19 protein-coding genes and 1 riboswitch are annotated in these 21,489 nt (G+C 62.2%); of the genes, 9 read left to right on the top strand and 10 right to left on the bottom strand.

Annotation, left to right across the window (positions count from 1 at the left end; translation table 11 throughout):
* Positions 1 to 26: 26 nt before the first annotated feature.
* Together ACMU_RS03745 and ACMU_RS03750 are read left to right on the top strand one after the other, a co-directional pair.
* Positions 27 to 626, top strand: a complete 600-nt coding sequence (locus ACMU_RS03745; protein ID WP_081805384.1) for a uracil-DNA glycosylase family protein — start codon at positions 27 to 29, stop codon at positions 624 to 626.
* Entirely contained in the window at positions 619 to 1,410 is a 792-nt protein-coding gene (locus ACMU_RS03750) for an SseB family protein (RefSeq protein ID WP_035256353.1), read from the top strand. The genes ACMU_RS03745 and ACMU_RS03750 overlap by 8 nt, the downstream gene beginning before the upstream one ends.
* On the opposite strand, the gene ACMU_RS03755 is transcribed toward ACMU_RS03750, so the two are convergent.
* From ACMU_RS03755 to ACMU_RS03790, 8 genes are all read right to left on the bottom strand, one after another.
* Complete coding sequence (locus ACMU_RS03755; RefSeq protein ID WP_035256355.1) at positions 1,407 to 2,339, bottom strand: 2-hydroxyacid dehydrogenase; 933 nt, start codon at positions 2,337 to 2,339, stop codon at positions 1,407 to 1,409. The genes ACMU_RS03750 and ACMU_RS03755 overlap by 4 nt on opposite strands.
* Complete coding sequence (gene rodA, locus ACMU_RS03760; protein ID WP_035256357.1) at positions 2,336 to 3,484, bottom strand: rod shape-determining protein RodA; 1,149 nt, start codon at positions 3,482 to 3,484, stop codon at positions 2,336 to 2,338. The genes ACMU_RS03755 and rodA overlap by 4 nt, the downstream gene beginning before the upstream one ends.
* Positions 3,481 to 5,427: a penicillin-binding protein 2 gene (mrdA, locus tag ACMU_RS03765; protein WP_035256360.1), complete on the bottom strand. Its 1,947-nt coding sequence runs from the start codon at positions 5,425 to 5,427 to the stop codon at positions 3,481 to 3,483. The genes rodA and mrdA overlap by 4 nt, the downstream gene beginning before the upstream one ends.
* Entirely contained in the window at positions 5,424 to 5,963 is a 540-nt protein-coding gene (locus tag ACMU_RS03770) for a hypothetical protein (protein ID WP_035256362.1), read from the bottom strand. The genes mrdA and ACMU_RS03770 overlap by 4 nt, the downstream gene beginning before the upstream one ends.
* Complete coding sequence (mreC, locus tag ACMU_RS03775) at positions 5,960 to 6,874, bottom strand: rod shape-determining protein MreC (protein ID WP_035256365.1); 915 nt, start codon at positions 6,872 to 6,874, stop codon at positions 5,960 to 5,962. The genes ACMU_RS03770 and mreC overlap by 4 nt, the downstream gene beginning before the upstream one ends.
* A gap of 28 nt (positions 6,875 to 6,902) precedes the next feature.
* A complete protein-coding gene (locus ACMU_RS03780; RefSeq protein WP_035256368.1) occupies positions 6,903 to 7,940 on the bottom strand; it encodes a rod shape-determining protein in 1,038 nt (345 codons plus the stop codon).
* A gap of 280 nt (positions 7,941 to 8,220) precedes the next feature.
* Positions 8,221 to 9,795 (bottom strand): 2-isopropylmalate synthase, encoded by a 1,575-nt coding sequence (locus tag ACMU_RS03785; protein ID WP_035256370.1) that lies wholly within the window; start codon positions 9,793 to 9,795, stop codon positions 8,221 to 8,223.
* A gap of 294 nt (positions 9,796 to 10,089) precedes the next feature.
* Complete coding sequence (locus ACMU_RS03790) at positions 10,090 to 11,436, bottom strand: MORN repeat-containing protein (RefSeq protein ID WP_051588047.1); 1,347 nt, start codon at positions 11,434 to 11,436, stop codon at positions 10,090 to 10,092.
* 212 nt (positions 11,437 to 11,648) lie between these two features.
* Between ACMU_RS03790 and ACMU_RS03795 the strand changes: the two genes are divergently transcribed.
* From ACMU_RS03795 to ACMU_RS03805, 3 genes are all read left to right on the top strand, one after another.
* On the top strand, positions 11,649 to 13,310 hold the full coding sequence (locus ACMU_RS03795) for an NAD+ synthase (RefSeq protein ID WP_035256373.1): 1,662 nt from the start codon (positions 11,649 to 11,651) through the stop codon (positions 13,308 to 13,310).
* 73 nt (positions 13,311 to 13,383) lie between these two features.
* On the top strand, positions 13,384 to 13,764 hold the full coding sequence (locus ACMU_RS03800) for a VOC family protein (protein ID WP_035256375.1): 381 nt from the start codon (positions 13,384 to 13,386) through the stop codon (positions 13,762 to 13,764).
* A gap of 51 nt (positions 13,765 to 13,815) precedes the next feature.
* The gene (locus tag ACMU_RS03805; RefSeq protein WP_035257400.1) at positions 13,816 to 14,244 is read left to right on the top strand and encodes a DUF1801 domain-containing protein; all 429 of its coding nucleotides are present in this window, start codon (positions 13,816 to 13,818) and stop codon (positions 14,242 to 14,244) included.
* Positions 14,245 to 14,327: 83 nt separating this feature from the next.
* Here the strand turns inward: ACMU_RS03805 and ACMU_RS03810 are convergent, their stop codons facing one another.
* Positions 14,328 to 15,248 carry an MBL fold metallo-hydrolase gene (locus ACMU_RS03810; RefSeq protein WP_035256377.1) on the bottom strand — a complete coding sequence of 307 codons (921 nt, stop codon included), beginning with the start codon at positions 15,246 to 15,248 and terminating at the stop codon, positions 14,328 to 14,330.
* 143 nt (positions 15,249 to 15,391) lie between these two features.
* Between ACMU_RS03810 and gltX the strand changes: the two genes are divergently transcribed.
* The 4 genes from gltX to ACMU_RS03830 all read left to right on the top strand — a co-directional run bounded on the left by gltX (position 15,392) and on the right by ACMU_RS03830 (position 20,679).
* The gene (gltX, locus tag ACMU_RS03815; RefSeq protein WP_035257401.1) at positions 15,392 to 16,714 is read left to right on the top strand and encodes a glutamate--tRNA ligase; all 1,323 of its coding nucleotides are present in this window, start codon (positions 15,392 to 15,394) and stop codon (positions 16,712 to 16,714) included.
* 119 nt (positions 16,715 to 16,833) lie between these two features.
* Complete coding sequence (locus ACMU_RS03820) at positions 16,834 to 17,547, top strand: OB-fold-containig protein (RefSeq protein ID WP_035256380.1); 714 nt, start codon at positions 16,834 to 16,836, stop codon at positions 17,545 to 17,547.
* Positions 17,548 to 17,577: 30 nt separating this feature from the next.
* Positions 17,578 to 19,191, top strand: a complete 1,614-nt coding sequence (locus ACMU_RS03825) for a flotillin family protein (protein WP_035256383.1) — start codon at positions 17,578 to 17,580, stop codon at positions 19,189 to 19,191.
* Between the two features lie 87 nt (positions 19,192 to 19,278).
* Complete coding sequence (locus tag ACMU_RS03830) at positions 19,279 to 20,679, top strand: MATE family efflux transporter (RefSeq protein WP_035257403.1); 1,401 nt, start codon at positions 19,279 to 19,281, stop codon at positions 20,677 to 20,679.
* Here ACMU_RS03830 and ACMU_RS03835 read toward each other — a convergent pair.
* Complete coding sequence (locus ACMU_RS03835) at positions 20,653 to 21,210, bottom strand: gamma-glutamylcyclotransferase family protein (RefSeq protein WP_035256385.1); 558 nt, start codon at positions 21,208 to 21,210, stop codon at positions 20,653 to 20,655. The two genes, ACMU_RS03830 and ACMU_RS03835, sit on opposite strands and share 27 nt — an antisense overlap.
* Positions 21,211 to 21,281: 71 nt before the next feature.
* Positions 21,282 to 21,371, top strand: a riboswitch (glycine riboswitch).
* The last annotated feature ends 118 nt before the right edge of the window (positions 21,372 to 21,489 follow it).

Here is a 21,489-nt window from a genome sequence, read left to right on the forward strand (position 1 = left end):
TCTCGAAATATCGCTAAGTCACTTGCATGGCAGAAGATATCGACGATCTCAGGCGCGGATTGGGGGCCTGTACCCTGTGTGCGGACCGCTTTGCCGCGACGCATACCGCCCATGAACCACGCCCCGTGGTCTGGTTCCGCCCCGGTGCGCGAATCCTCATCGCCGGGCAGGCGCCGGGCGCACGGGTGCATGCGTCGGGGCGGCCGTTCACGGACCCGTCCGGCGACCGGCTGCGTGATTGGATGGGCGTGGACGAGGATACCTTTTACGACCAGTCGCGGGTGGCGATTGTGCCCATGGCCTTTTGTTTTCCCGGCTATGACGCCAAGGGCGCCGACCTGCCGCCGCCGCCCATCTGCCGCAAAACATGGCACCCGCGCATTGTTCCGGCGCTGGGAGACGTGGCGCTGACGCTGCTGGTGGGAGGCTATGCGCATAAATACCATCTGAACGCCAAAACCAATGTCACCGACACCACCGCCGCATGGCGCGATCATGCGCCGCGTGCCTTCCCCTTGCCTCATCCCTCGTGGCGGAATACGGGGTGGCTGAAGAAAAACCCGTGGTTCGAGGCCGAGCTGTTGCCCGCCCTGCGCGCCCGCGTGACCGAGGTGCTGAATGACTGACCTGACCCCGCTTGACCACGCCCATGCCGGTATGGAGGCCGCGCCCGACACCGCCGCCGCCCGCATGCGGTTCTACGAACGTCTGGCCGATGGCGAGCTGTTCCTGCTGCTCGAGGCCGAGGCCCAGGGCGACACGATCCAGCCACGCCTGTTCGATCTGGAAAGCGGCACTTTCGCGCTGGTCTTTGACCGGCAGGACCGGCTGGTCGAATTCACGGCGGGCGTGGCGCCATACGTGGCCCTGTCGGGCCGCGCCATTGCGCATCTCTTTGCCGGGCAGGGGATCGGGCTGGGCGTGAACCTGGGCGTGGCGCCATCGTCGATCCTGTTGCCCGATGCGTCGGTTGACTGGCTGGTGGACACGCTGGCCCAGCGCCCGGCGATGGTCGAGGCGCGCCCCACCGGGTTCGCAGCCCCACAAGGCCTGCCACAGGCGGTGCTGGACGGGCTGGATGCCAAGCTGGCGGCGGCCACCGGGCTGGCCATCTGTGCCTATCTGGTCTCGGCGACCTATGACACCGGCGCCAAAGGGCACCTTCTGGCCTTTGTCGGCGCCGATGCCGGGGCCCAGGACCCGCTGGCCGGGGCGGTGGCCGAGGCGCTGACCTTTTCAGGGATCGAGGCCGGCGCGCTGGACGTGGCCTTTTTCGCCGCAGATGACGCAATCGTCGCGCATCTGGACCGCGCGGGATTGCGGTTTGACCTGCCGCAGCCAGAAGTGCCCCGGCGTGCCGAGCCCGTCGCACCTGGATCCGACCCCGACAAGCCGCCGCGTTTGCGTTAATAGCCGCGCGTCTTGTCCACCAGATGCAGCAACGGTTCACCCGCTTCGGATCGGCGGATATTCTCGGCAATTACTTCTGACGCCGTGCCGGCCCGCGTGTCGGCGGCAATGTGCGGGGTGACGGTCACCTTCGGATGGTCCCAATAAGGATGGTCCGCGGGCAGGGGCTCGGTACGAAAGACATCCAGCGTGGCATGGCCGATCTGCCCGTTATCCAACGCGGCCAGCAGGGCGTCATCATCAATCAATGTGCCGCGCCCGGGGTTGATGATCACCGCGCCGCGCGGCATTTGCGCCAGCCGCTGCGCGTTCAACAGGCTTTGCGTTTCGGGCGTGGCCGGCAACAGGGTGACCACGATCTCAGAGCGTTCAAGGACCGCCTGCAACCCAGCGTCGCCCGACACGCAATGCACGCCCGGCACCGCGCGTGGGCTGCGGCTCCATCCCCACAGATCAAATTTCAGTTGTACCAGCGCCTCGGCAGCCGCGCGGCCCAAGGCGCCAAGTCCCAACAGGCCCACCCGCCGGTGCCGCGCAAGCGGGGGCAGGTCTTGCCGCCATTCCCCTTTCAGCCCATGGATATGCGCGTCCATCCCCAGGTGGTGGCGCAAAACATGCCCGGTGACCCATTCAGTCATACCCTCGCTCAGCCCGGCATCCACCATGCGGCACAGTGGTTGCGTCAGGCTTGGCAGCCCAGCAATTCGTTCCACCCCGGCCCAAAGGCTCAAGACAGCGCGGGTGTTTGTGAAAGGCGCAAAATCGGTCATCCCGCCCGTGGGGGCATAAACGATGTAATCCACATCCTCGGGCGCGGCCTCGGTCACCACGCGGGCCTTTACACCGGCGTCAGCAATCGCGGCGGGCAGCACGTCGCGATATTCGGCCCAATTGGCATCAGATGCCGCAAACAAAACGGTCCGGGTCAACGGCGGCTCCTTGGTCTGTGCACATGCGCGCTTTGCACCAGCCCAAACGCCCCCAGCAGCACCAACATCGACGACCCGCCATAGCTGACCAATGGCAGCGGCACCCCCACCACCGGCGCCAGCCCCATGACCATCGACATGTTGATGGCAAAGAACAAAAAGAACGTGCCCGCGATCCCGATGATCAGCAACGAGGAAAACCGGTCGCGGTTCTGCAGGGCCGAGGCGATGCAGAACACCACCACCAGCACGTACAGCAGCAACAGCGACACGCCGCCAAGAAACCCAAGCTCTTCGGCCAGCACGGTAAAGATGAAATCGGTCTGCTTTTCGGGCAGAAAGTTCAGCTGGCTCTGCGTGCCCTGCATATAGCCGCGCCCCGACCAGCCGCCCGAACCCATGGCAATCTTGGATTGGGTGATGTGATAGCCCGCGCCCTGCGGGTCTTGCGCAGGGTCCAGAAACGTGTCGATCCGGCGGTACTGGTAATCTTGCAGGAACTGGTAATCGGTCCCCCGCGCCACGAAAACGGCGGTGACAAGTCCAATGCCCAAGGCGATGACCACCGCGAAATAGGCCCAGTGGACACCCGCGGCAAACATCACAATGGATCCGCCAATCACCAACAGGATGGCCGTACCAAGGTCAGGCTGGCGCAGCACCATGAATGCCGGGATCAGGATAAGAACGACGGGGATCGCCACAAACAGCGGCCGCGACACGCGCGTAACATCCAGCCAGTCGTAATAGGCAGCCAGAAACATCACCACGGTGATCTTTGCCGCCTCCGAAGGCTGAAACTCCATGAAGCCAAGGTCAATCCAGCGTGTTGCGCCCATGTTGGTGACCCCGAACAGGGCAACACCCACCAGCAACAACAACGAGGCCACATAGGCCACCGCCGCGATGTTGCGCCAGAACCAGATCGGCACGAATGCAACGCACAGCATTACACCCAGCCCCATGGCAAAGCGGTTCATCTGGGTGCCGGCCCAGGGTGTCATGCTGCCGCCGGCCACAGAGTACAGCATCAGGAACCCGACCGAGGCCACCGCCGTCAGCAACAGGATCAAACCCCAATGCAGGTGCAGGACCTTGCGCCAACCAGTGGGGACGGTGCGCAGGTTGTGTTCAAGGTAACTCATGCGCGGGTCCGGGTGGGGCCGGATGTCGGGCGGCTGTCGCGCAGGGGCAGCGCGTTCAGCCGCTCATCCGCCGCGCGGCGCTGTTCGGGCGGGTAAGCCTCCAGCGGCGGGACATCGCCGTAAAGCGCGCGCAGCATGATGTCGCGGGCGATGGGGGCCGCGGCCGTTGAACCGCCGCCGCCATGTTCGACCACAACGGACACTGCCACGCGCGGGTTTTCCACCGGGGCATAGCAGACAAACAGCGCGTGGTCGCGCCGTTCCCACGGAAGATCCTCGTTCCGGAACACACCCGCCGCGCGCTCGGCAGCGGTGATGTTTCGAACCTGGCTGGTTCCGGTTTTCCCCGCCATCTCAAGGCCTTCCGCGACGATCCTGCTGCGAAAGGCGGTGCCGCGACGGTTGTTGGAAACCGCGTTCATCCCGTCGCGGATATAGGCCAGATGGCGCGGATCCAGACCCAGCCGTTCCCCCCCACCCGATGGCGCCTCGACCCCGTCAATGGTGCGCACCAACCGCGGCGAGACCGCCCGCCCGGTGGCAATCCGTGCCGTCATAACCGCCAGCTGCAAGGGCGAAGCCAAAACAAATCCCTGACCGATCGATGCGTTCAACGTGTCGCCGATCAGCCAATCCGCCCCGCGCGCCTCCAGCTTCCACGCTTTGTTGGGCGCCAATCCGCGCGCAACCGCAGACAAAGGCAGGTCATGTGACACCCCAATGCCCAGACGGCGCGCCATCTCGGAAATCTTGTCGATCCCAACGCGCTGGGCCACGTCGTAATAATAGACATCGCAGCTTTGCTCGATGCTGGTTTTCAGATCGACATGCCCGTGCCCGCCGCGTTTCCAGCAATGGAACCGCCGCCCGCCGCTTTCCAGATGGCCGGGGCAATAGACGGTTTCATCGGGCGTTATCACGCCCTCTTCAAGCGCGGCCAGCGCGGTGACCATTTTGAAGGTCGACCCCGGCGGGTAAATCCCCTGAAACGGTTTACTGGCCAGCGGGCGATGGTCATGTTCGGTCAGCGCCCGGTAGTCGGCTACAGAAATACCGCGCACGAATTTGTTGGGATCAAACGACGGGGCCGACGCGATCCCCAACAGATCTCCTTCGGCAAGGTCTATCACCACGGCCGATGCGCTTTCTTCACCCAGCCGTTTCTGAACGAAGTTCTGCAGCCCCTCGTCGATCGTCAGCTGCAAATCGGCGCCCTTTGTGCCCGGCGTCCGGCGCAATTCCCGAATGATCCGGCCATAGGCGTTCTGTTCTTCGAACTTGTTGCCCGCCAAGCCGCGCAACGAATCCTCGGTCTTGGCCTCGACACCCGTTTTGCCAATCTGAAAGCGCGGGATCTGTAGCACCGGATCAGGGTCATTGATCCGCGACAGGTCATAATCCGACACGGGCCCCACATATCCCACCACATGGGCCAGATCTTCGCCCGCGGGATAAAACCGCGACAGCCCGATATCCGGCGTCACACCGGGCAAGGACGGAGAATTCACCGAAACCTTCGAGAAATCTTCCCAACTGAGGCGGTCAAGGATCGTCACCGGCTTGTGGGCGGGCTGTTTGAACAACTCGCGCCGGGCACGCTCGGCATCTTCCATGGTCATCGGTACGATGCGGGACAAACGCGCCAACAGTTCGTCCACGTCGCCTGCGTCTTCGCGCACCACGACAATTCGATAATTCTGCTCATTGATCGCCAAAGGCACCCCGTTGCGGTCAAAGATCAGGCCACGGGTAGGTGCGATCAGCCGCACGCGAATGCGGTTTTCCTCGGCCAGAAGGCGGAATTTGTCGGCCTGATCAACCTGCATATACCGCATACGCGCCGCCAACACGCCCGCAAAGGCCACCTGCGTCGCCCCAATCAAAAAGCCGCGCCGGCCGATTGTGCGCACGCTTTGGGCGATGTTTTTGGGCGACTGTTTCATCGGGCGGTCCGGGCGGCCTCCAATTCGCTTTGCGTGGGTTTGCGGATTTTCAGTATGCCAACGCTGAATAGGACCACAAGGGGATAGACCGCCACGGTCAGAAAGGCCTGCACCAACAACATCGTGAATTGCGGAGGCGCCGCGCCCAAGACACCAAGTAACAGCGCGTAAATCCCGGTTATCGCCAGAACAACAACCGCAACGAACCCGCATTCTGCCGGCAGGGGCATCTCGGTTGACGGGTTCTGCCGGCTGCGCAGGAACTCGGCCCCCAGCAACACCAACGCGGCCCACAGCCCCAGCGGGCGCATCAACAATGCATCCGCCAGCAGCATGATACCGGCCAACAACACCGGCGGCACAAAGTCCGGCCGCCGTTGAATCCACGCAAAAGCAAGGCAAATCAACAGGTCAGGGCCGGGCAGGACGCGCGGTGACGTGCTAAGCGGTAGCAGCCGAAAGAACAGGATTACCCCGGCAAGGCCAATGAAAATCGCCCAATACGTCCACCGTCGCGTAAGGACCGGGTCGATCATTGACCGGTCTCGGCTGTTTCGGCGATCTCTGGCGTTTCGGCCGGGGTTGGGGGCCGCGGCACGATCAAACCACCCGCGTCGCGAATGACGTCCCCCTCGTGGCTGCGCAGCACGCGCAGGAACTCCAACCGGCCAAGATCCGCCGACAAACGTACACGCAACCGCCCATCAGTGCCTTGCGCCAGATGCCCTACCAACAATCCAGCCGGAAACACCCCGCCATCGCCAGACGAGACCACGCGATCACCCGGTCGCGGTTCGTCGGGATCTTCCAGGAACTCTACCGGCGGTGCAGAAGAATTATCGCCGGTCAGGATCGCGCGCTGCCCTGACGGTTGGATCGTAACGGGGATCCGGCTGTTGCTGTCGGTTACCAGGATCACACGGGACGAGCCTGGCCCCACGCCGGAAATCCGCCCGACAAGGCCCAGACCATCGGTCGTCGCCCAGCCGTCCACGATCCCGTCATGCGCCCCGACATTCAACAGCACCGACTGCGAAAAGGGCGAGCCGCTGTCGGCCAGAACCACACCGGTGACATAGGTCAGACGCGGGTCAAGCCGTACCTTGTTCAACTCGCGCAGCTTGGCGTTTTGCTGTTCCAGCTGAACCGCCGCCTCTTTCCATGTGCGCATCTGGCGCAACTCGTTCCTAAGCTCTTTGTTTTGCTCGTAAATATTCGCATAGGATCGAAAATCCTGCAGCATTCCAGCCGCCGCGTTGACCGGCGCCATGGCCCAGGAAAAGGACGGCACGACCCGGTCAATTACCGCCGCCCGATAGCGTTCCGCACGGGGGCTGTCGATGCGCCACAACAAGAATATCGCGGTCAGGACCAGCACCAGCAAGGCGACCACGATGCGCCGCACGGGGCGGGCGTATTCGGTGCTCTGGTTCGGGTCTCGGGCCATTCAGTTGCGTCCTCTGGCCGATCAGGGGTCAGCTGTCGAAGTCGATCACATGTTGCAGTTGCTTTTCGTATTCCAAGGCTTTGCCGGTGCCAAGTGCCACGCAGTTCAGCGACTCGTCCGCAACCGAAATGGCCAACCCGGTCTGTTCGCGCAGGGCAAGGTCCAGATCACCCAGCAACGCACCACCGCCCGTCAGCATCACGCCCCGGTCCACGATGTCGGCGGCCAGGTCGGGCGGGGTGGCTTCCAGCGCTACCATAACCGCTTCGCAGATCTGCTGCACCGGTTCGGCCAGCGCTTCGGCCACCTGGGCCTGGTTGATCTCGATCTCTTTCGGAACGCCGTTCAGCAGGTCACGCCCGCGGATTTGCATGCTGGCGCCACGGCCATCATCGGGCATGCGCGCGGTGCCGATCGAGGTCTTGATGCGTTCGGCGGTGCTTTCGCCGATCAGCAGGTTCTGCTGCCGGCGCAGATAGTTGATCACGGCATCGTCCATCCGGTCGCCACCGACGCGGACCGAACGGGCGTAAACGATGTCGCCCAGCGACAGAACCGCAACCTCGGTTGTGCCGCCGCCGATATCAACGACCATGTTGCCGGTCGGGTCGGTGATGGGCATGCCGGCGCCGATGGCGGCGGCGATGGGTTCAGCGATCAGGCCCGCTTTGCGCGCGCCGGCCGACAGAACCGACTGACGGATGGCGCGTTTTTCGACCGGCGTAGCGCCATGGGGGACACAGACGATGATCTTGGGCTTGGTAAAAGTGGTGCGCTTGTGGACCTTGCGGATGAAGTGCTTGATCATCTCTTCGGCCACGTCGAAATCGGCAATCACGCCTTCGCGCATGGGGCGGATGGCTTCGATGCTGCCGGGGGTCCGGCCCAGCATCAGCTTGGCATCTTCGCCGACGGCCAGAACCTCTTTGCGGCCGTTCTTGACGTGGAAAGCCACAACCGAAGGCTCGTTCAGGATCACGCCGCGTCCTTTGACGTAAACCAGCGTGTTTGCCGTGCCCAGGTCAATCGCCATGTCAGACGAAAACAACCCTCCAAAAACTGCCATGCCCCGCGGTCCCCTTGATTTGCGTGCTGTCCCAACCGACGTGGTCGATGCGCCGGGTGGCCAGCTTTATAGAATGCCTTGCACAAAAGGGTAAGGGGCCAGAATTTTGCCGTGGCGTGAAATCGCTGGCTTGCACTTTTCGTACTGAATCGGCGGCTCATTGGGTGCCCTGATGCCGAAAAGTTTAACTTTTCAAACATCGCGTTTGGGCTGCGTTTACCATTACCAATGAAATGGGCGCCGCGGCGTTCGCTGCGGCGCCCAAACCGATTCTCTAAACTCAGGCCGGATCGGTATATGTGACCTGCTTCACATCTGCGCCAGGGCGCGATTTTTCGCGCCGTACCAGCAGCCGGTTCAGCGCGTTTACATAGGCCTTGGCCGAGGCCACAACCGTGTCCGTGTCCGAGCTTTGGCCGGTGGCGATTTTGCCGTCTTCCTCCATCCGGACGCTGACGGTGGCCTGCGCGTCGGTGCCCTCGGTCACCGCGTGCACCTGATACAGCTGCAACCGCGCGCCATGCGGGAACAGCGCCTTGACCGCGTTGAACGTGGCATCCACCGGGCCATCCCCCTCGGCAGTGGTCGAGACATCCTCGCCCCCGATGGTCAGGGTCAGGTCGGCGGTTTGCGGGCCGTCCGTGCCGCAGACCACGCGCATGGATTTCACCTGAATGTGGTCATGCACCTCGTCGCTGGCGCTGTCATGCAGCAGGGCGACCAGATCGTCATCAAACACTTCTTTCTTGCGGTCGGCCAGTGCCTTGAACCGCACGAAGACGTCTTTCAGCTGATTGTCGGCCAGCTCGTACCCCAGATCGGCCAGCTTGGCGCGCAGCGCGGCGCGGCCCGAATGCTTGCCCAACGGCAGCGAGCTTTCGGTCAGGCCCACATCCTCGGGGCGCATGATCTCGAACGTCTCGGCGTTTTTCAGCATGCCGTCCTGGTGGATGCCGCTTTCATGGGCAAAGGCGTTCTTGCCGACGATGGCCTTGTTGTACTGCACCTGAAAGCCCGAAACCGTCGCCACCCGGCGGCTGATCGCCATGATCTTGGTGGTGTCGATACCGGTGTCATAGGGCATGATGTCGTGGCGCACCTTCATGGCCATCACAACCTCTTCCAGCGCGGTATTGCCCGCGCGCTCACCCAGACCGTTGATCGTGCATTCGATCTGACGGGCGCCGGCGTCAACCGCGGCCAGGCTGTTGGCGGTGGCCATGCCCAGATCGTTGTGACAATGGGTGGCGAACACCACATCGTCGGCGCCGGGGATGGTGTCGATCAGGCGTTTGATCAGGTCGGCGCTTTCGCGCGGGGCGGTATAGCCCACGGTGTCGGGGATATTGATGGTGGTGGCGCCGGCCTTGATGGCGATCTCGATCACCCGGCACAGATAGTCGAACTCGGTCCGGGTGGCGTCCATAGGCGACCATTGTACATTGTCCACAAGGTTGCGGGCATGGGTCACCGTGTCGTGGATCAGGTCGGCCATTTCGTCCATGGTCAGGTTCGGAATAGCGCGGTGCAGGGGCGAGGTGCCGATAAAGGTGTGGATGCGCGGACGGGCCGATTGGCGCACGGCCTCGGCGCAGCGGTCGATATCCTTGAAGTTGGCGCGGGCAAGGCCGCAGATCACCGCGTTTTTGGAACGCTGCGCGATTTGCGAGACGGCTTCAAAATCACCTTCCGAGGCGATGGGAAAGCCCGCTTCGATAATATCGACCCCCATGTCGTCGAGCATCTCGGCGATCTCGAGCTTTTCCTCGTGGCTCATGGTGGCGCCGGGGCTTTGTTCGCCGTCGCGCAGGGTGGTGTCAAAAATCAGAACGCGGTTTTGCGAGCTGGTGGTCATGTCAGGATTTCCTGGTCTTAGCTTTGGTGTGGGGCTGTCCGGCGCTGGTATCGCATGAGCGGCCGCGCCGAAGCACGCTCAGCGCAGGCTAAGACGCAGTAGGCCACGGGGGGCGCGCAGGCCGGGGGCCTGACGGTTGGCGATATGTGTGTCCCGTGTCATGGGCGCGACTATACCGGGGTTGGCGGAAAAGGGAAGGGGGCTTTGATCCAAATGCGGCCCGTTCCGGGCCAAGAGATCACCTCGCGCCCCCGTGGCCGGGGACGCTCAGGCGGTATGCGGTTGCGCGGGCGATCAGTTCCCCGAAGTCAGGGCGTTGTTGGACCAGGTGCCGGTTTCCTCTTCGCCCGAGGCATAGCGCATGGTGCCCTGGCCCTGGCGTTTACCGGCCACAAAGGTGCCTTCGTAGACATCGCCATTGGCGTAGGTGGCGGTGCCGGTGCCGTCGATCTCGCCCGCTTTCCAGCCGCCTTCATAGCTGAACCCGTCGGCCATCACGATCTTGCCCTCTCCTTCACGCTGGCCAGCGACGAACGCGCCCTCGTAGACCGAGCCATCGGCATAGGTGGCAATGCCTTGCCCGTCACGCAGGCCGTTTTCCCAGTTTCCGGTGTAGGAATAGCCATCCGTGTAAGTCATGGTGCCTTGACCATGGTTCTTGGCGTTCTTGAAGCTGCCGGTATAGACCAGCCCGTTGGCATAGGTGGCCACGCCTGCGCCCTCGATCACGCCACCGGCCCACGCGCCTTCATAGGTCGAGCCGTCGGGATAGGTGATCTTGCCGGTGCCATCGGCCAGCCCGTCGCGGAACTGCCCTTGGTAGACCGACCCATCGGGATAGGTGACGCTGCCGTCGCCTTCGATCCGGCCCGCGACCCAGTTGCCTTCGTATCGATAGCCATCGGTGCCGGTGAACGTGCCCGTCCCCTGACGTCGGTCGTTCTGAAACGCGCCTTCGTAGACATCGCCATTGGCATAGGTCACCTTGCCCGCGCCGTGGCGTTCGCCGTTGACCAGCAGCCCCTCGTAAACATCGCCATTGGCTTGGGTCAGCCTGCCCAACCCGTTGATCTGGCCGTCTTTCCACGCGCCGTCGTAAATCAGGCCGTCGGGCATGGTCAGCACGCCCTGACCTTCACGCAGGCCACCGCGCATTGCACCCTCGTATACGGCACCGTCGGGATAGGTGATGCGGCCTGCGCCTTCCTTGACGCCCTTGGCCCATGCGCCGTTATAGACATAGCCGTTGGGGCTGGTCATGACGCCCTGTCCTTCATGCAGCGCGTCGGCAAAGCCGCCCTCGTACTTCACGCCATTGGCATAGATCGCAACCCCCTGGCCGGTGATCTTGCCGTCGACCCAGTCCCCCTCGTACGTGCCGCCATCGGCGAAGGTGATCTTGCCGAAACCCTCGGGCTTGCCCGCGGCAAAGTTACCTTCGTAGACCGACCCGTTGGGGAAGCGCGCAACGCCGGTGCCGCGAATCTCGCCATCGACCCATTCGCCGGAATACTCGTATCCCGACGGCAAACGGTAGGTCCCGCGGCCGCTTTGCTTGCCATCGACAAACGTGCCTTCGTAGATCCCGCCATCTTCATACTGTTTCGTGACCACCTGCGTCGAATCCTGCGCCACGGCCATGCTTGCCGTGGTCAGTCCAATCGCGGTTACAACAGCGCCAATTCGTTGCACGAAAGCCCCCTTTGCCTTTTCCATGCACCCCACAATGCCCCCGCCGGAGCGCCAGCGAAGCCTAGCCCCCCGACCGCACCCTGACAACGTTTTTCCCGCACAAGCGGCTTTCCCTCGCCACACGATCTGGTAAGACGACTGCAAAGACACGAGTGAGGCCAATGCCCGATACCTTTCGCCTGACGCTTGCACAGCTGAACCCCGTCGTCGGGGACCTTGCCGCCAATATCGATCAAGCGCGCGATGCCTGGACTGTCGGCCGTGATGCCGGCGCTGATTTCGTGGCCCTGACCGAGATGTTTTCCACCGGTTACCAGGTGCAGGACCTGATCATGAAGCCGGCCTTCGTGGCGGATGCCATGGCCCGTATCGAAGCCCTTGCCGCGGAATGTGCCGACGGTCCGGCATTGGGCATCGGTGGGCCGTATTGGGACGGCAATGACCTGTTCAACGCCTATTACGTGTTGCAGGGTGGCAAGATCACAGCGCGGGTTTTGAAGCAGAAACTGCCCAATGAAACCGTGTTTGACGAAGTGCGCCTTTATACGGCGGCCAACCCGCAAGGCCCTGTTTCCATTGGCCCCGTGCGCCTGGGCATTGCCATCTGCGAGGATGCCTGGCACGCCGAGGCCGTGTGTGAAACGCTGGCAGAAACCGGGTCGCAGATCATTCTAGTGCCCAACGGATCGCCCTATTACCGCGAGAAGTTCGACGTGCGGATGAATCACATGGTCGCCCGTGTGGTCGAAACCGGGTTGCCGCTTGTGTATCTGAACATGCTGGGCGGGCAGGACGACCAGGTGTTCGACGGCGGCACCTTCGCGTTGAACCCGGGCGGGGCGCTGGCATTGAAACTGCCCGTGTTTGAACCCGCGATCACCCATTTGGATTTCGAGGATACCGATGATGGCTGGCGCGCCATTGCAGGCCCGATCGCAGACCACCCGGACGCGTGGGAGCAAGACTATGCCACCATGGTCATGGCCTTGCGCGATTATCTGCGCAAATCGGGATTCTCGAAGGTGTTGCTGGGACTGTCCGGCGGCATCGATTCCGCCATCGTTGCCACGATTGCCGCCGATGCGATTGGCCCGCAAAACGTACGCTGCGTGATGCTGCCGTCGGAATATACCAGCCAGGCGTCGCTGGACGATGCCCAGGCCGTGGCCGACGCGCTGGGCTGTACCTATGATTACGTGCCCATCGGCCCGTCGCGCGCCGCGGTCACCGAAACGCTGGCGCCGTTCTTTGATGGCCTGAAACCCGACACAACCGAGGAAAACATTCAGTCCCGCCTGCGCGGCCTGCTGTTGATGGCAATGTCGAACAAGTTTGGCGAGATGCTGCTGACCACCGGCAACAAGTCCGAGGTCGCGGTGGGCTACGCCACCATCTATGGCGACATGTCGGGCGGCTATAACCCGATCAAGGACATGTACAAAACCCGCGTGTTTGAAACCTGCCGCTGGCGCAACGCCAATCACCGCGACTGGATGATGGGCCCGGCGGGCGCGGTGATCCCCGCCAATATCATCGACAAACCGCCCTCGGCCGAACTGCGCGCCGATCAGAAAGACGAAGACAGCCTGCCACCTTATGACGTGCTGGATGCCATCCTGACCGGGCTTGTAGATGACGAAAAATCGGTGGCCGACCTTGTGGCAGACGGGTTCGAACGGGCGACGGTTAAGCGTGTCGAACACCTGATTTACATCAGCGAATATAAACGCTTCCAATCCGCCCCCGGCGCGCGGCTGACCCGCCGCGCCTTCTGGCTGGACCGGCGCTATCCGATCGTGAACCGCTGGCGCGACGAAATCTGAAAAAGCCGGTTGTCCTCAAGTGAACTTGAGGAAGTAGGGTGCCCTCGAATCAAACATTCGAAGGAGAATCCCTATGTCCGAACCTTTCGTGGAACACGTCAATGTCACCGTGTCCGATCCGGCCCGCACCGCACAAATGCTGCACGACATCTTTGGCTGGAAAACCCGCTGGCAGGGCGAGGCCAAGGACAACGGCGTCACCTACCACGTGGGCGGCGATCACAGCTATGTGGCCGTCTATTCCAAAGGCGGCACCGAAACCGCCCATGGCAGCTATGCCAAGGTCGGCGGGCTGAACCATATCGGCGTGGTGGTCGATGACCTCGACGCGGTCGAGGCGCGGGTCAAAGCCGCCGGTTTCACCCCGCATATGCATGCCGATTACGAACCCGGCCGGCGCTTCTATTTCGACGACCATGACGGCATCGAAATCGAGGTGGTCAGCTACACCTGATTGCACCGAATCCACGGGCGTGGCAGCCTGCCCACGCAGGAGGCCGCGCCCATGACCACCAACAAAACCATGCCCACGCCGGTCCTCCCGGCCGATTTCCTGAATGCCGTCGATCACCCCCGACGCCGCGCCGACGGGCTCACGCTAGACCAGATATTTCGCGAAGAAACCGGGTTCACGCCGGTCATGTGGGGGCCGTCCATCGTCGGTTACGGACGATACCATTATGTCTATGACAGCGGGCGCCAGGGTGATTTCCTTGCCACGGGTTTTTCACCGCGCAAAAGCAACCTGTCGATCTACATCATGCCCGGCTATGCCGATTTCGGTGATATCCTGACCCGCCTCGGCAAACACAAGATCGGGAAATCCTGCCTCTATATCAACACGCTGGACGATGTGGATGCCGACGTGCTGCGCGAGTTGATCCGCGCCGGCCTTGCCGATCTCGCCACCCGCTGGACGATCCACCCAACCTGACCACATGCGCCCACCCGAGGGGGGCGGGGCGCAAGCCCCACCCCCGAGATATGTCTTGCGCCGCAAGGCGCGCCTTTTGACAGTCAGCCCAGCATCATCTGGTAAGACGCCGGCACGTAACGGAACCCGTCTTCGCGCGTCTCCACATAGCCCAGGCCGGGGAACGGCATGTGATAGCCGATAAACGGCAGTTTATCCGCCGCCAACATCCCCAAAATCCGCCGCCGTGTCGCAGCCGCCGCCGGTTTGTCCATATCGAACCGCATCTCCCAATCCGGATAGGCCAGCGACCAGACATAATGGTTGGTGAAGTCCCCGCCGATCATCAGCGCCTTGCCCTCGCTTTCCAACATATAGGTCATATGCCCTGGCGTGTGACCGGACGCATCCATTGCGGTGATCCCGCTGGCGACGGCGCCTCCGTCCGACAGCATAGTTGTCTTCTCGGCCAGCGGCTTGACCTTGCCGTCAAACGTCCCGTTTTCCGCCCCGGCCCAGAAATCAAACTCGGTCGCACCGGTATAGATCGCGGCATTGGCAAAGGTCTCACCCGAATCGCCGGACAGCCCACCCACATGGTCGCCATGCATGTGGGTGATCACCACCTTGTCGACCTGCTCGGGCGCATACCCTGCCGCCGTCACCGCCGCGACAATCGCGTCGGCGTCTAACCCGGTGTCAAAAAGGACAAGTTCGTTCCCGGTGTTCACGATGGTGGGCGTGAAGAAAAACTGCAGCGTGTCAACCGGCAGGAAATTGGCATCCGAAACCGCCTTGAATTCGGCCGCATCCACATCCATGCCAAAGTAGTTCTGCGCGTCTTTGGCTGTGCTGCTGGCAGCCAGCAGAGTGGTCACCTCGAACCCGCCCAGTTTGAAGCGATTGAAAAGGGGCTGACCCGCGCCCAGCATCGGGGCGGCGGCCTGACCTTGAGTTGCACTCAGCGCAAATGGCGCGGCGGCACCGGCGGCCAGAACCGCGCGGCGGGATAGGGGCAAAGACATTAAACTTCTCCGTGTGGGAACCTCGATAGTTTAAACAATAGCTGCAAATTTCTAACGGATGCCTCAAAGCCGCGTGAGCATTGCCCATTGGCCTTTTGTTGCCATTTGTCTATGAGGGGCCGATCTCGAATAAGGCTCGATTCATGACTGTCACCCGTTTCGCCCCGTCGCCCACCGGTTACCTGCATATTGGCAACCTGCGCACGGCGCTGTTCAACTACCTGATCACCCGCAAAGCGGGCGGTACGTTTATCCTGCGTCTCGATGACACCGACCCAGAGCGGTCCAAGCAGGAATATGTGGACGGCATTCGCGAAGATCTGGAATGGCTGGGCATCACGTGGGACCGCGAAGAGCGTCAGTCGGCGCGCCTGGATCGCTATGCCGAAACCGCGGATAAACTACGTGAAATCAATCGGTTCTATGAATGTTTTGAGACACCGACCGAGCTTGACCTGAAGCGCAAAAAGCAGCTGAACATGGGCAAGCCGCCGGTCTATGACCGTGCCGCGCTGAACCTGTCCGAGGACGACAAAGCATCCCTGCGCGCCGACCGCAACGGCCATTGGCGGTTTTTGCTGGATCATCAGCGCATTGAATGGACCGATGGTGTGCTGGGCGATATTTCGATTGACGCCGCCAGCGTGTCCGACCCGGTGCTGATCCGCGGCGACGGGCAGGTTTTGTACACGTTGGCCTCGGTTGTGGACGACACCGATATGGGCGTGACCCATGTGGTGCGCGGCTCGGACCATGTGACCAACACCGCCACACAGATCCAGATGATTCAGGCCATTGGTGGGCAAGTCCCTGAATTCGCTCACCATTCCCTGCTGACCGGCCCGCAGGGCGAGGCGCTGTCGAAACGTCTGGGCACCCTCAGCCTGCGCGATCTGCGCGAACAAGGGGTAGAGCCGATGGCGCTGCTCAGCCTGCTGGCGCGGCTGGGGTCTAGCCAGCCGGTGGAACTGCGCGCCTCGATGGATGAGCTGGTTGAAGGCTTTGATATCAATCACTTCGGGGCCGCCCCAACCAAGTTCGACGCGCAGGACCTGTTCCCGCTGACAGCCAATTACCTGCAAGGTCAGCCGCTGTCCTATGTCGCCGATCAGGTGGCCGAACTGGGCGTGCCGGCCGGGCTGGCCGAGGGGTTCTGGACGGTGGTGCGCGACAACATCACAACCAAGGGCGACATGGCTGAATGGTGGGCCCTGTTCCGCGATGGTGCGACGCCTCTAGTGGAAGATGATGACGTGAACTTTGTTCAACAAGCCTTTGATATGCTTGGAGAACCGCCTTATGCGACAGATACGTGGTCAACCTGGACAAGCGCGGTGAAAGAAGCCACTGGCCGCAAGGGCAAGGGCCTGTTCATGCCCCTGCGCAAAGCCGTCACCGGCCGCCAGCGGGGCCCCGAAATGGCCGATGTCATGCCGTTGTTGCAGGTGAAGCCCAAACTCTCCTGACTTGGAGCAAGCGCACCACGCATAGGTTGTAGGACGAATTTTTCCTTCAGCCTATTGTAACATGCGCGTGAGCTCCTATATTTGGTATACCGCAGTATACAAAAATAGAAGGGGGAGGGATGACCGACCTTATGCTCGACGCCACGCAGGCGCCGTTCTTGGTTGCGCTTGGATTGTTGTTTGGCCTGTTGGCCTTGGAAATTTTACTTTCGTTGCTTGGGCTTACCTTGCTGGGCGGCGAGGGTGACGTAGATTTGGAACTGGATGTCGATGCACCCGATCTGGGTGATTTTGACATCTCGCTGGACGGCGCTGATATCGCCGATCTGGAACTGGCCGAGTTTGAGGCCGAGATTCCCGAAACACCAGAACCGGCCGGAATGGCTTCGGTAATGGGATTAGGGAAGATGCCCGCCATGATCTGGCTGGCGGCCGTTTTGCTGGGATTTGGCGTGTCAGGCCTGGCGTTGCAATCAGCCATAAATGCGGCCTTTGGCGCGGCGTTGCCCGCCGGTCTTGCCGTATTCCCGGCAGGGGCCGCGGGCCTGTGGTTTGCCCGATCCTTTGGTGGGCTCTTTGCCCGGCTGCTGCCCAAAACCGAAACCACCGCACAGACCCAGCATCAGCTGGGCCGCCAGCGGGGTGTGATCACGCAAGGCAACGCCAAAACCGGCAGCCCCGCCGAGGTACGCGTGATCGATCGGCACGGCAACATGCACTACCTGCGGGCCGAACCCCTGAAGCCCGAGGATACCATTGCGCAGGGCACCGACGTGCTGGTCCTGCGTCGCCGCAGCGACGGGCGCTTCCTGCTTGTCGCACTTTCTGACTAACCCGAAACCTACACTTTAAAAGGAGAAGCCATGTCTTTGACAATGCTTGTAATAATTGTGTGCGCTGTAATCGCGTTTCTCGTCTTTATTGGTCTGGTTCTGGGCCGACTATACCGCCGCGCCACCCGCGAGGTGAGCCTGGTGAAAACCGGCGCCGGTGGCAAACGCGTCATCATGGATGGCGGGTCGATCATTGTGCCGTTGCTGCATGAGGTCAGCCCGGTGAACATGAAAACCCTGCGTCTCGAGGTGCAGCGCGATGCCGATGGCGCGCTGATCACCAAAGACCGGATGCGCGTGGATGTGGGCGTGGAATTCTATGTCTCGGTCAACGCCACCGAAGAAGGCATCGCACGTGCCGCTCAGACGCTGGGCGACCGGACGTTCTATGTCGATCAACTGCGCGAGATGATCGAAGGCAAGCTGGTGGATGGCCTGCGCGCCGTTGCCGCGCAGATGACGATGGACGAACTGCATGAAAACCGCTCGGACTTTGTACAAGAGGTGCAGAACACGGTGTCCGAGGACCTGCTGAAAAATGGGTTGGAGCTGGAATCGGTCTCGCTGACCGCGCTGGACCAGACCCCGTTTGAAGCGCTTGACGAGAACAACGCCTTTAACGCCGTCGGGATGCGCAAGCTGGCCGAGGTGATTGCGACTTCGAAGAAAGAGCGCGCGCAGATTGATGCGGATGCCGAAGTATCGGTGCGCCGCGCCGCGATGGAGGCGGAACGCCTGAAGCTGAGCATTCAGCGCGACGAGGAAGAGGCAAAGATTGCCCAGGTGCAGGAGGTTGAGACCCTGCGCGCTGCGCAGGAGGCCGAGATTGCCAAGCGTCGCGAAGAAGCCGAGCAAGCGACCCAGCGCGCCCGGATCGTCCGCGAGGAAAGCATTCGGTCTGCCGAGATCGCCAAGGATCGCGATTTGAAAGTTGCCGAGCAGGAGCGTCAGGTGATCATCGCCCAGAAATCCGAGGAGGAAAGCCGCGCGCGCGCATCCGCAGACATCGCGCGGGCAGAGGCCACCAAGGCAACCGAGGCGGTGGAAACCGCACGCTCGGTGGCCGAAGCCGAACGGGCCAAGCAGATTGCGCTGATCGAAGCGGCGCGCGAGGCCGAACGTGAAGCCACCCGTATCCGACTGGCCGCGCAGGCCGAAAAGGACGCTGCCGCCGACCGCGCCGAAGCCCGCCGCGAGGAGGCGCAGGCCGAGGCCGACGCGCTGAACATCCGGGCCGAGGCCAAGAAGAACGACATGCTGGCCGAAGCAAAGGGTCGTGAGGCGATTGTCGAGGCGGAAAACGCGCTGTCGCAGCAGATCGTCGAGATGAAGGTGGCGCTGGCACGATTGGAGGCGATGCCGGGCATTGTCGCCGAGATGGTGAAGCCAGCCGAAAAGATCGACTCGATCAAGATCCACCAGGTCTCGGGCCTGAGCGGCTCGGGCAGCGGGGCCGGGGTGCAGGCAGGTGGCGACAAGCCGGTGGTGAACCAGGCGCTGGATTCGATCATGGGCATGGCCGTGCAAATGCCTGCGTTGAAGAAGCTGGGGGAAGAGCTGGGCCTGTCGGTCGAAGATGGCGTGTCCGGCGTGATCGACAGCGTTGATCCGGCGGACGACACCAAAGCCCCAACCGAGCACTAAACGACAAAGGCCCCCGAACCTCGGGGGCCTTTTTTCTGGCCTTTTGGAGCGCTCTTGGACATGCTGACGGGGCAATTGGGGGCGCGGATGGCAAACGAACAGGCGAAGTTTCTGGAAGGCAGCTTGTTGCGCCATGTGACAGTGATGTCGCTGACGGCCTCGATTGGGTTGATGGCGATTTTTGCCGTTGATTTCATCGACATGATCTTCATCTCGATGCTGGGCAAGGCCGAGCTTGCGGCCGCCGTCGGATACTCGGGTGCGATCCTTTTTTTTACCAGTTCCTTCGGCATCGGTATGGCGATTGCGGCGGGTGCTTTGGTGGCCAAGGCCCTGGGCGCCGGTGACGTGGATCAGGCCAAGCGGCGCGCGGCCACGGCATTGCTTTATGGTGTTGGTCTTGGCGCGGTGTTTGCGGCGATTATGTGGATCTTTCTGCGCCCCATTGCCGAACTTGTAGGCGCAAGTGGCGAAACGCTGGATCTTTCGGTGCATTACATGCGAATCATTGTGCCCAGCCTGCCATTGCTGATTGCGGGCATGATTGGCGGTGCGATCCTGCGGGCGCATGGCGCGGCGCGCGCGTCGATGATGGCCACGCTGTGGGGCGGCGTGGTGAACGCGGTTCTGGACCCGATCTTGATCTTTGGGTTGAACCTGGAGCTGACAGGCGCCGCGCTGGCCAGTGTCGGGGCGCGGGTGGCAATTTGCTATTTCTCGCTGCGCCCGATCTTTCGCGATTTTGGAGGCTTGGCCAGGCCCTCGGCGGCCGAGTTCCGCGTGGACTTTCCGGCTCTCGCGGCCATCGCGGCCCCGGCGATCCTGACGCAGCTGGCCACACCCATCGGGCAGGCCTATGTCACCCGCGCGATGGCCGAGTTCGGCGAGGCCGCCGTGGCGGGTATGGCCGTCATCGCGCGTATGACGCCGCTGGCGTTTGGGGTGGTCTTTGCGCTGTCGGGCGCGGTAGGGCCCATTGTGGGGCAAAACTTCGGCGCGGGTCGGTTCGACCGGGTGCGGCGCAGCTATGTCGACAGCTTGATTTTTGTCGGGGTGTTCGTGGTGGCGATGGCGGCGTTGCTGTTTGCGTTGCGGCCGCTCATCGCTGCGCTTTTCGCGCTAGAGGGAGTCGCGTTGGAACTGGTGTTCCTGTTCTGCGGCCCCTTGGCTTTGTTGTTCTTTTTCAACGGAATGCTGTTCGTTTCTAATGCAGCATTCAACAATCTGGGTCACCCGTTCTATTCCACATGGATGAACTGGGGGCTGAACACCGTCTTCATCGTTCCAATGGTCTGGTACGGGGCGCAGATTTGGGGGGCAACCGGTGTGATAGTGGGGCAAGCGCTGGCGGCTGTGTTGGTCTCGTTGATCTCTTTGGTTCTGGCTTGGCGTGTGATCCGTCATATGGAACGTGGCGCTGATGGGACCACGCGCCCAGCCTTCCATCGCCAGGGGCGGCTGCTATCGCTGCACCACCACCGCCGATAGGCGCGACAGGCAGAGATCAACAAACAAGCGCTCTTCGGTGTCAAGCATCTGGTGTCTTGGGTAAATCGGCTTGTCGCGGTCATCCAAAATCGGACGGTCCCAGCCGGCGGTTGTGTCAAAGAACCGCTCGGCCCCCGGCACGCCAAATTCGCGCAGAAACCCCTGAAGGACCACATCCAGATAGCTAAGGAGGATCGGGTGTTTTGCTGTCGCGGCGATATTGGCGGGTTCCACCACGTAAATCTGTGCAGATATGTCACCCGGCGCGCTGTGGATCACATCGGGGGCCGGGTGACGTGCATATTGGATTTCACGCTGGTCCAGCGCGGCCCAATCCTGCCCTGGCACGGCTGCGATCAGCCCGTCGATCTGCCCCTTCGCAGGTTCCACCGACAAGATCGCCACGTCGCGATGCGCCAATGAATGCCACACCCGCCGCCAGCCGCCAATGGTGGCGCGGTGGATGTCCGGGTAGTCATGCGTGGCACGGTTCACAAGCGAGCCGTAACCAAAGAAATAGGGGTCAGCCATGCGCCCAATCTGCACGCAGCAGGGCGGAAGACAAGCCCCTTGCCCGGGCCCGGCATCTGCTCTACGTTCTCGGCACGCAGTCGGGAGAATCTGGCCCCGCGCCAGTGCCGAAGGAGCAACCGCCCCGGTAAACTCTCAGGCCCACGGACCGACCGCGTACAAAAACTCTGGAGAGTGGCCATTGCGGCCCGCCGAAGGGATAGCGATCTCAGGCAACCGGACAGAGGGGGCATCGACACCTGCCATTGGGCAGGGCAATCGGTGCCGGTCTTTCCAAGG

Source organism: Actibacterium mucosum KCTC 23349, assembly GCF_000647975.1.
GTDB classification, from domain to species: domain Bacteria; phylum Pseudomonadota; class Alphaproteobacteria; order Rhodobacterales; family Rhodobacteraceae; genus Actibacterium; species Actibacterium mucosum.

Bases quoted from the DNA above. Each gene is read 5' to 3' on its own strand.
- ACMU_RS03745 (WP_081805384.1), top strand. From the start codon at position 27: ATGGCAGAAGATATCGACGATCTCAGGCGCGGATTGGGGGCCTGTACC.
- ACMU_RS03750 (WP_035256353.1), top strand. From the start codon at position 619: ATGACTGACCTGACCCCGCTTGACCACGCCCATGCCGGTATGGAGGCC.
- rodA (WP_035256357.1), bottom strand. From the start codon at position 3,484: ATGAGTTACCTTGAACACAACCTGCGCACCGTCCCCACTGGTTGGCGC.
- mrdA (WP_035256360.1), bottom strand. From the start codon at position 5,427: ATGAAACAGTCGCCCAAAAACATCGCCCAAAGCGTGCGCACAATCGGC.
- ACMU_RS03770 (WP_035256362.1), bottom strand. From the start codon at position 5,963: ATGATCGACCCGGTCCTTACGCGACGGTGGACGTATTGGGCGATTTTC.
- mreC (WP_035256365.1), bottom strand. From the start codon at position 6,874: ATGGCCCGAGACCCGAACCAGAGCACCGAATACGCCCGCCCCGTGCGG.
- ACMU_RS03780 (WP_035256368.1), bottom strand. From the start codon at position 7,940: ATGGCAGTTTTTGGAGGGTTGTTTTCGTCTGACATGGCGATTGACCTG.
- ACMU_RS03785 (WP_035256370.1), bottom strand. From the start codon at position 9,795: ATGACCACCAGCTCGCAAAACCGCGTTCTGATTTTTGACACCACCCTG.
- ACMU_RS03790 (WP_051588047.1), bottom strand. From the start codon at position 11,436: ATGGCCGTGGCGCAGGATTCGACGCAGGTGGTCACGAAACAGTATGAA.
- ACMU_RS03795 (WP_035256373.1), top strand. From the start codon at position 11,649: ATGCCCGATACCTTTCGCCTGACGCTTGCACAGCTGAACCCCGTCGTC.
- ACMU_RS03800 (WP_035256375.1), top strand. From the start codon at position 13,384: ATGTCCGAACCTTTCGTGGAACACGTCAATGTCACCGTGTCCGATCCG.
- ACMU_RS03805 (WP_035257400.1), top strand. From the start codon at position 13,816: ATGACCACCAACAAAACCATGCCCACGCCGGTCCTCCCGGCCGATTTC.
- ACMU_RS03810 (WP_035256377.1), bottom strand. From the start codon at position 15,248: ATGTCTTTGCCCCTATCCCGCCGCGCGGTTCTGGCCGCCGGTGCCGCC.
- gltX (WP_035257401.1), top strand. From the start codon at position 15,392: ATGACTGTCACCCGTTTCGCCCCGTCGCCCACCGGTTACCTGCATATT.
- ACMU_RS03820 (WP_035256380.1), top strand. From the start codon at position 16,834: ATGACCGACCTTATGCTCGACGCCACGCAGGCGCCGTTCTTGGTTGCG.
- ACMU_RS03825 (WP_035256383.1), top strand. From the start codon at position 17,578: ATGTCTTTGACAATGCTTGTAATAATTGTGTGCGCTGTAATCGCGTTT.
- ACMU_RS03830 (WP_035257403.1), top strand. From the start codon at position 19,279: ATGGCAAACGAACAGGCGAAGTTTCTGGAAGGCAGCTTGTTGCGCCAT.
- ACMU_RS03835 (WP_035256385.1), bottom strand. From the start codon at position 21,210: ATGGCTGACCCCTATTTCTTTGGTTACGGCTCGCTTGTGAACCGTGCC.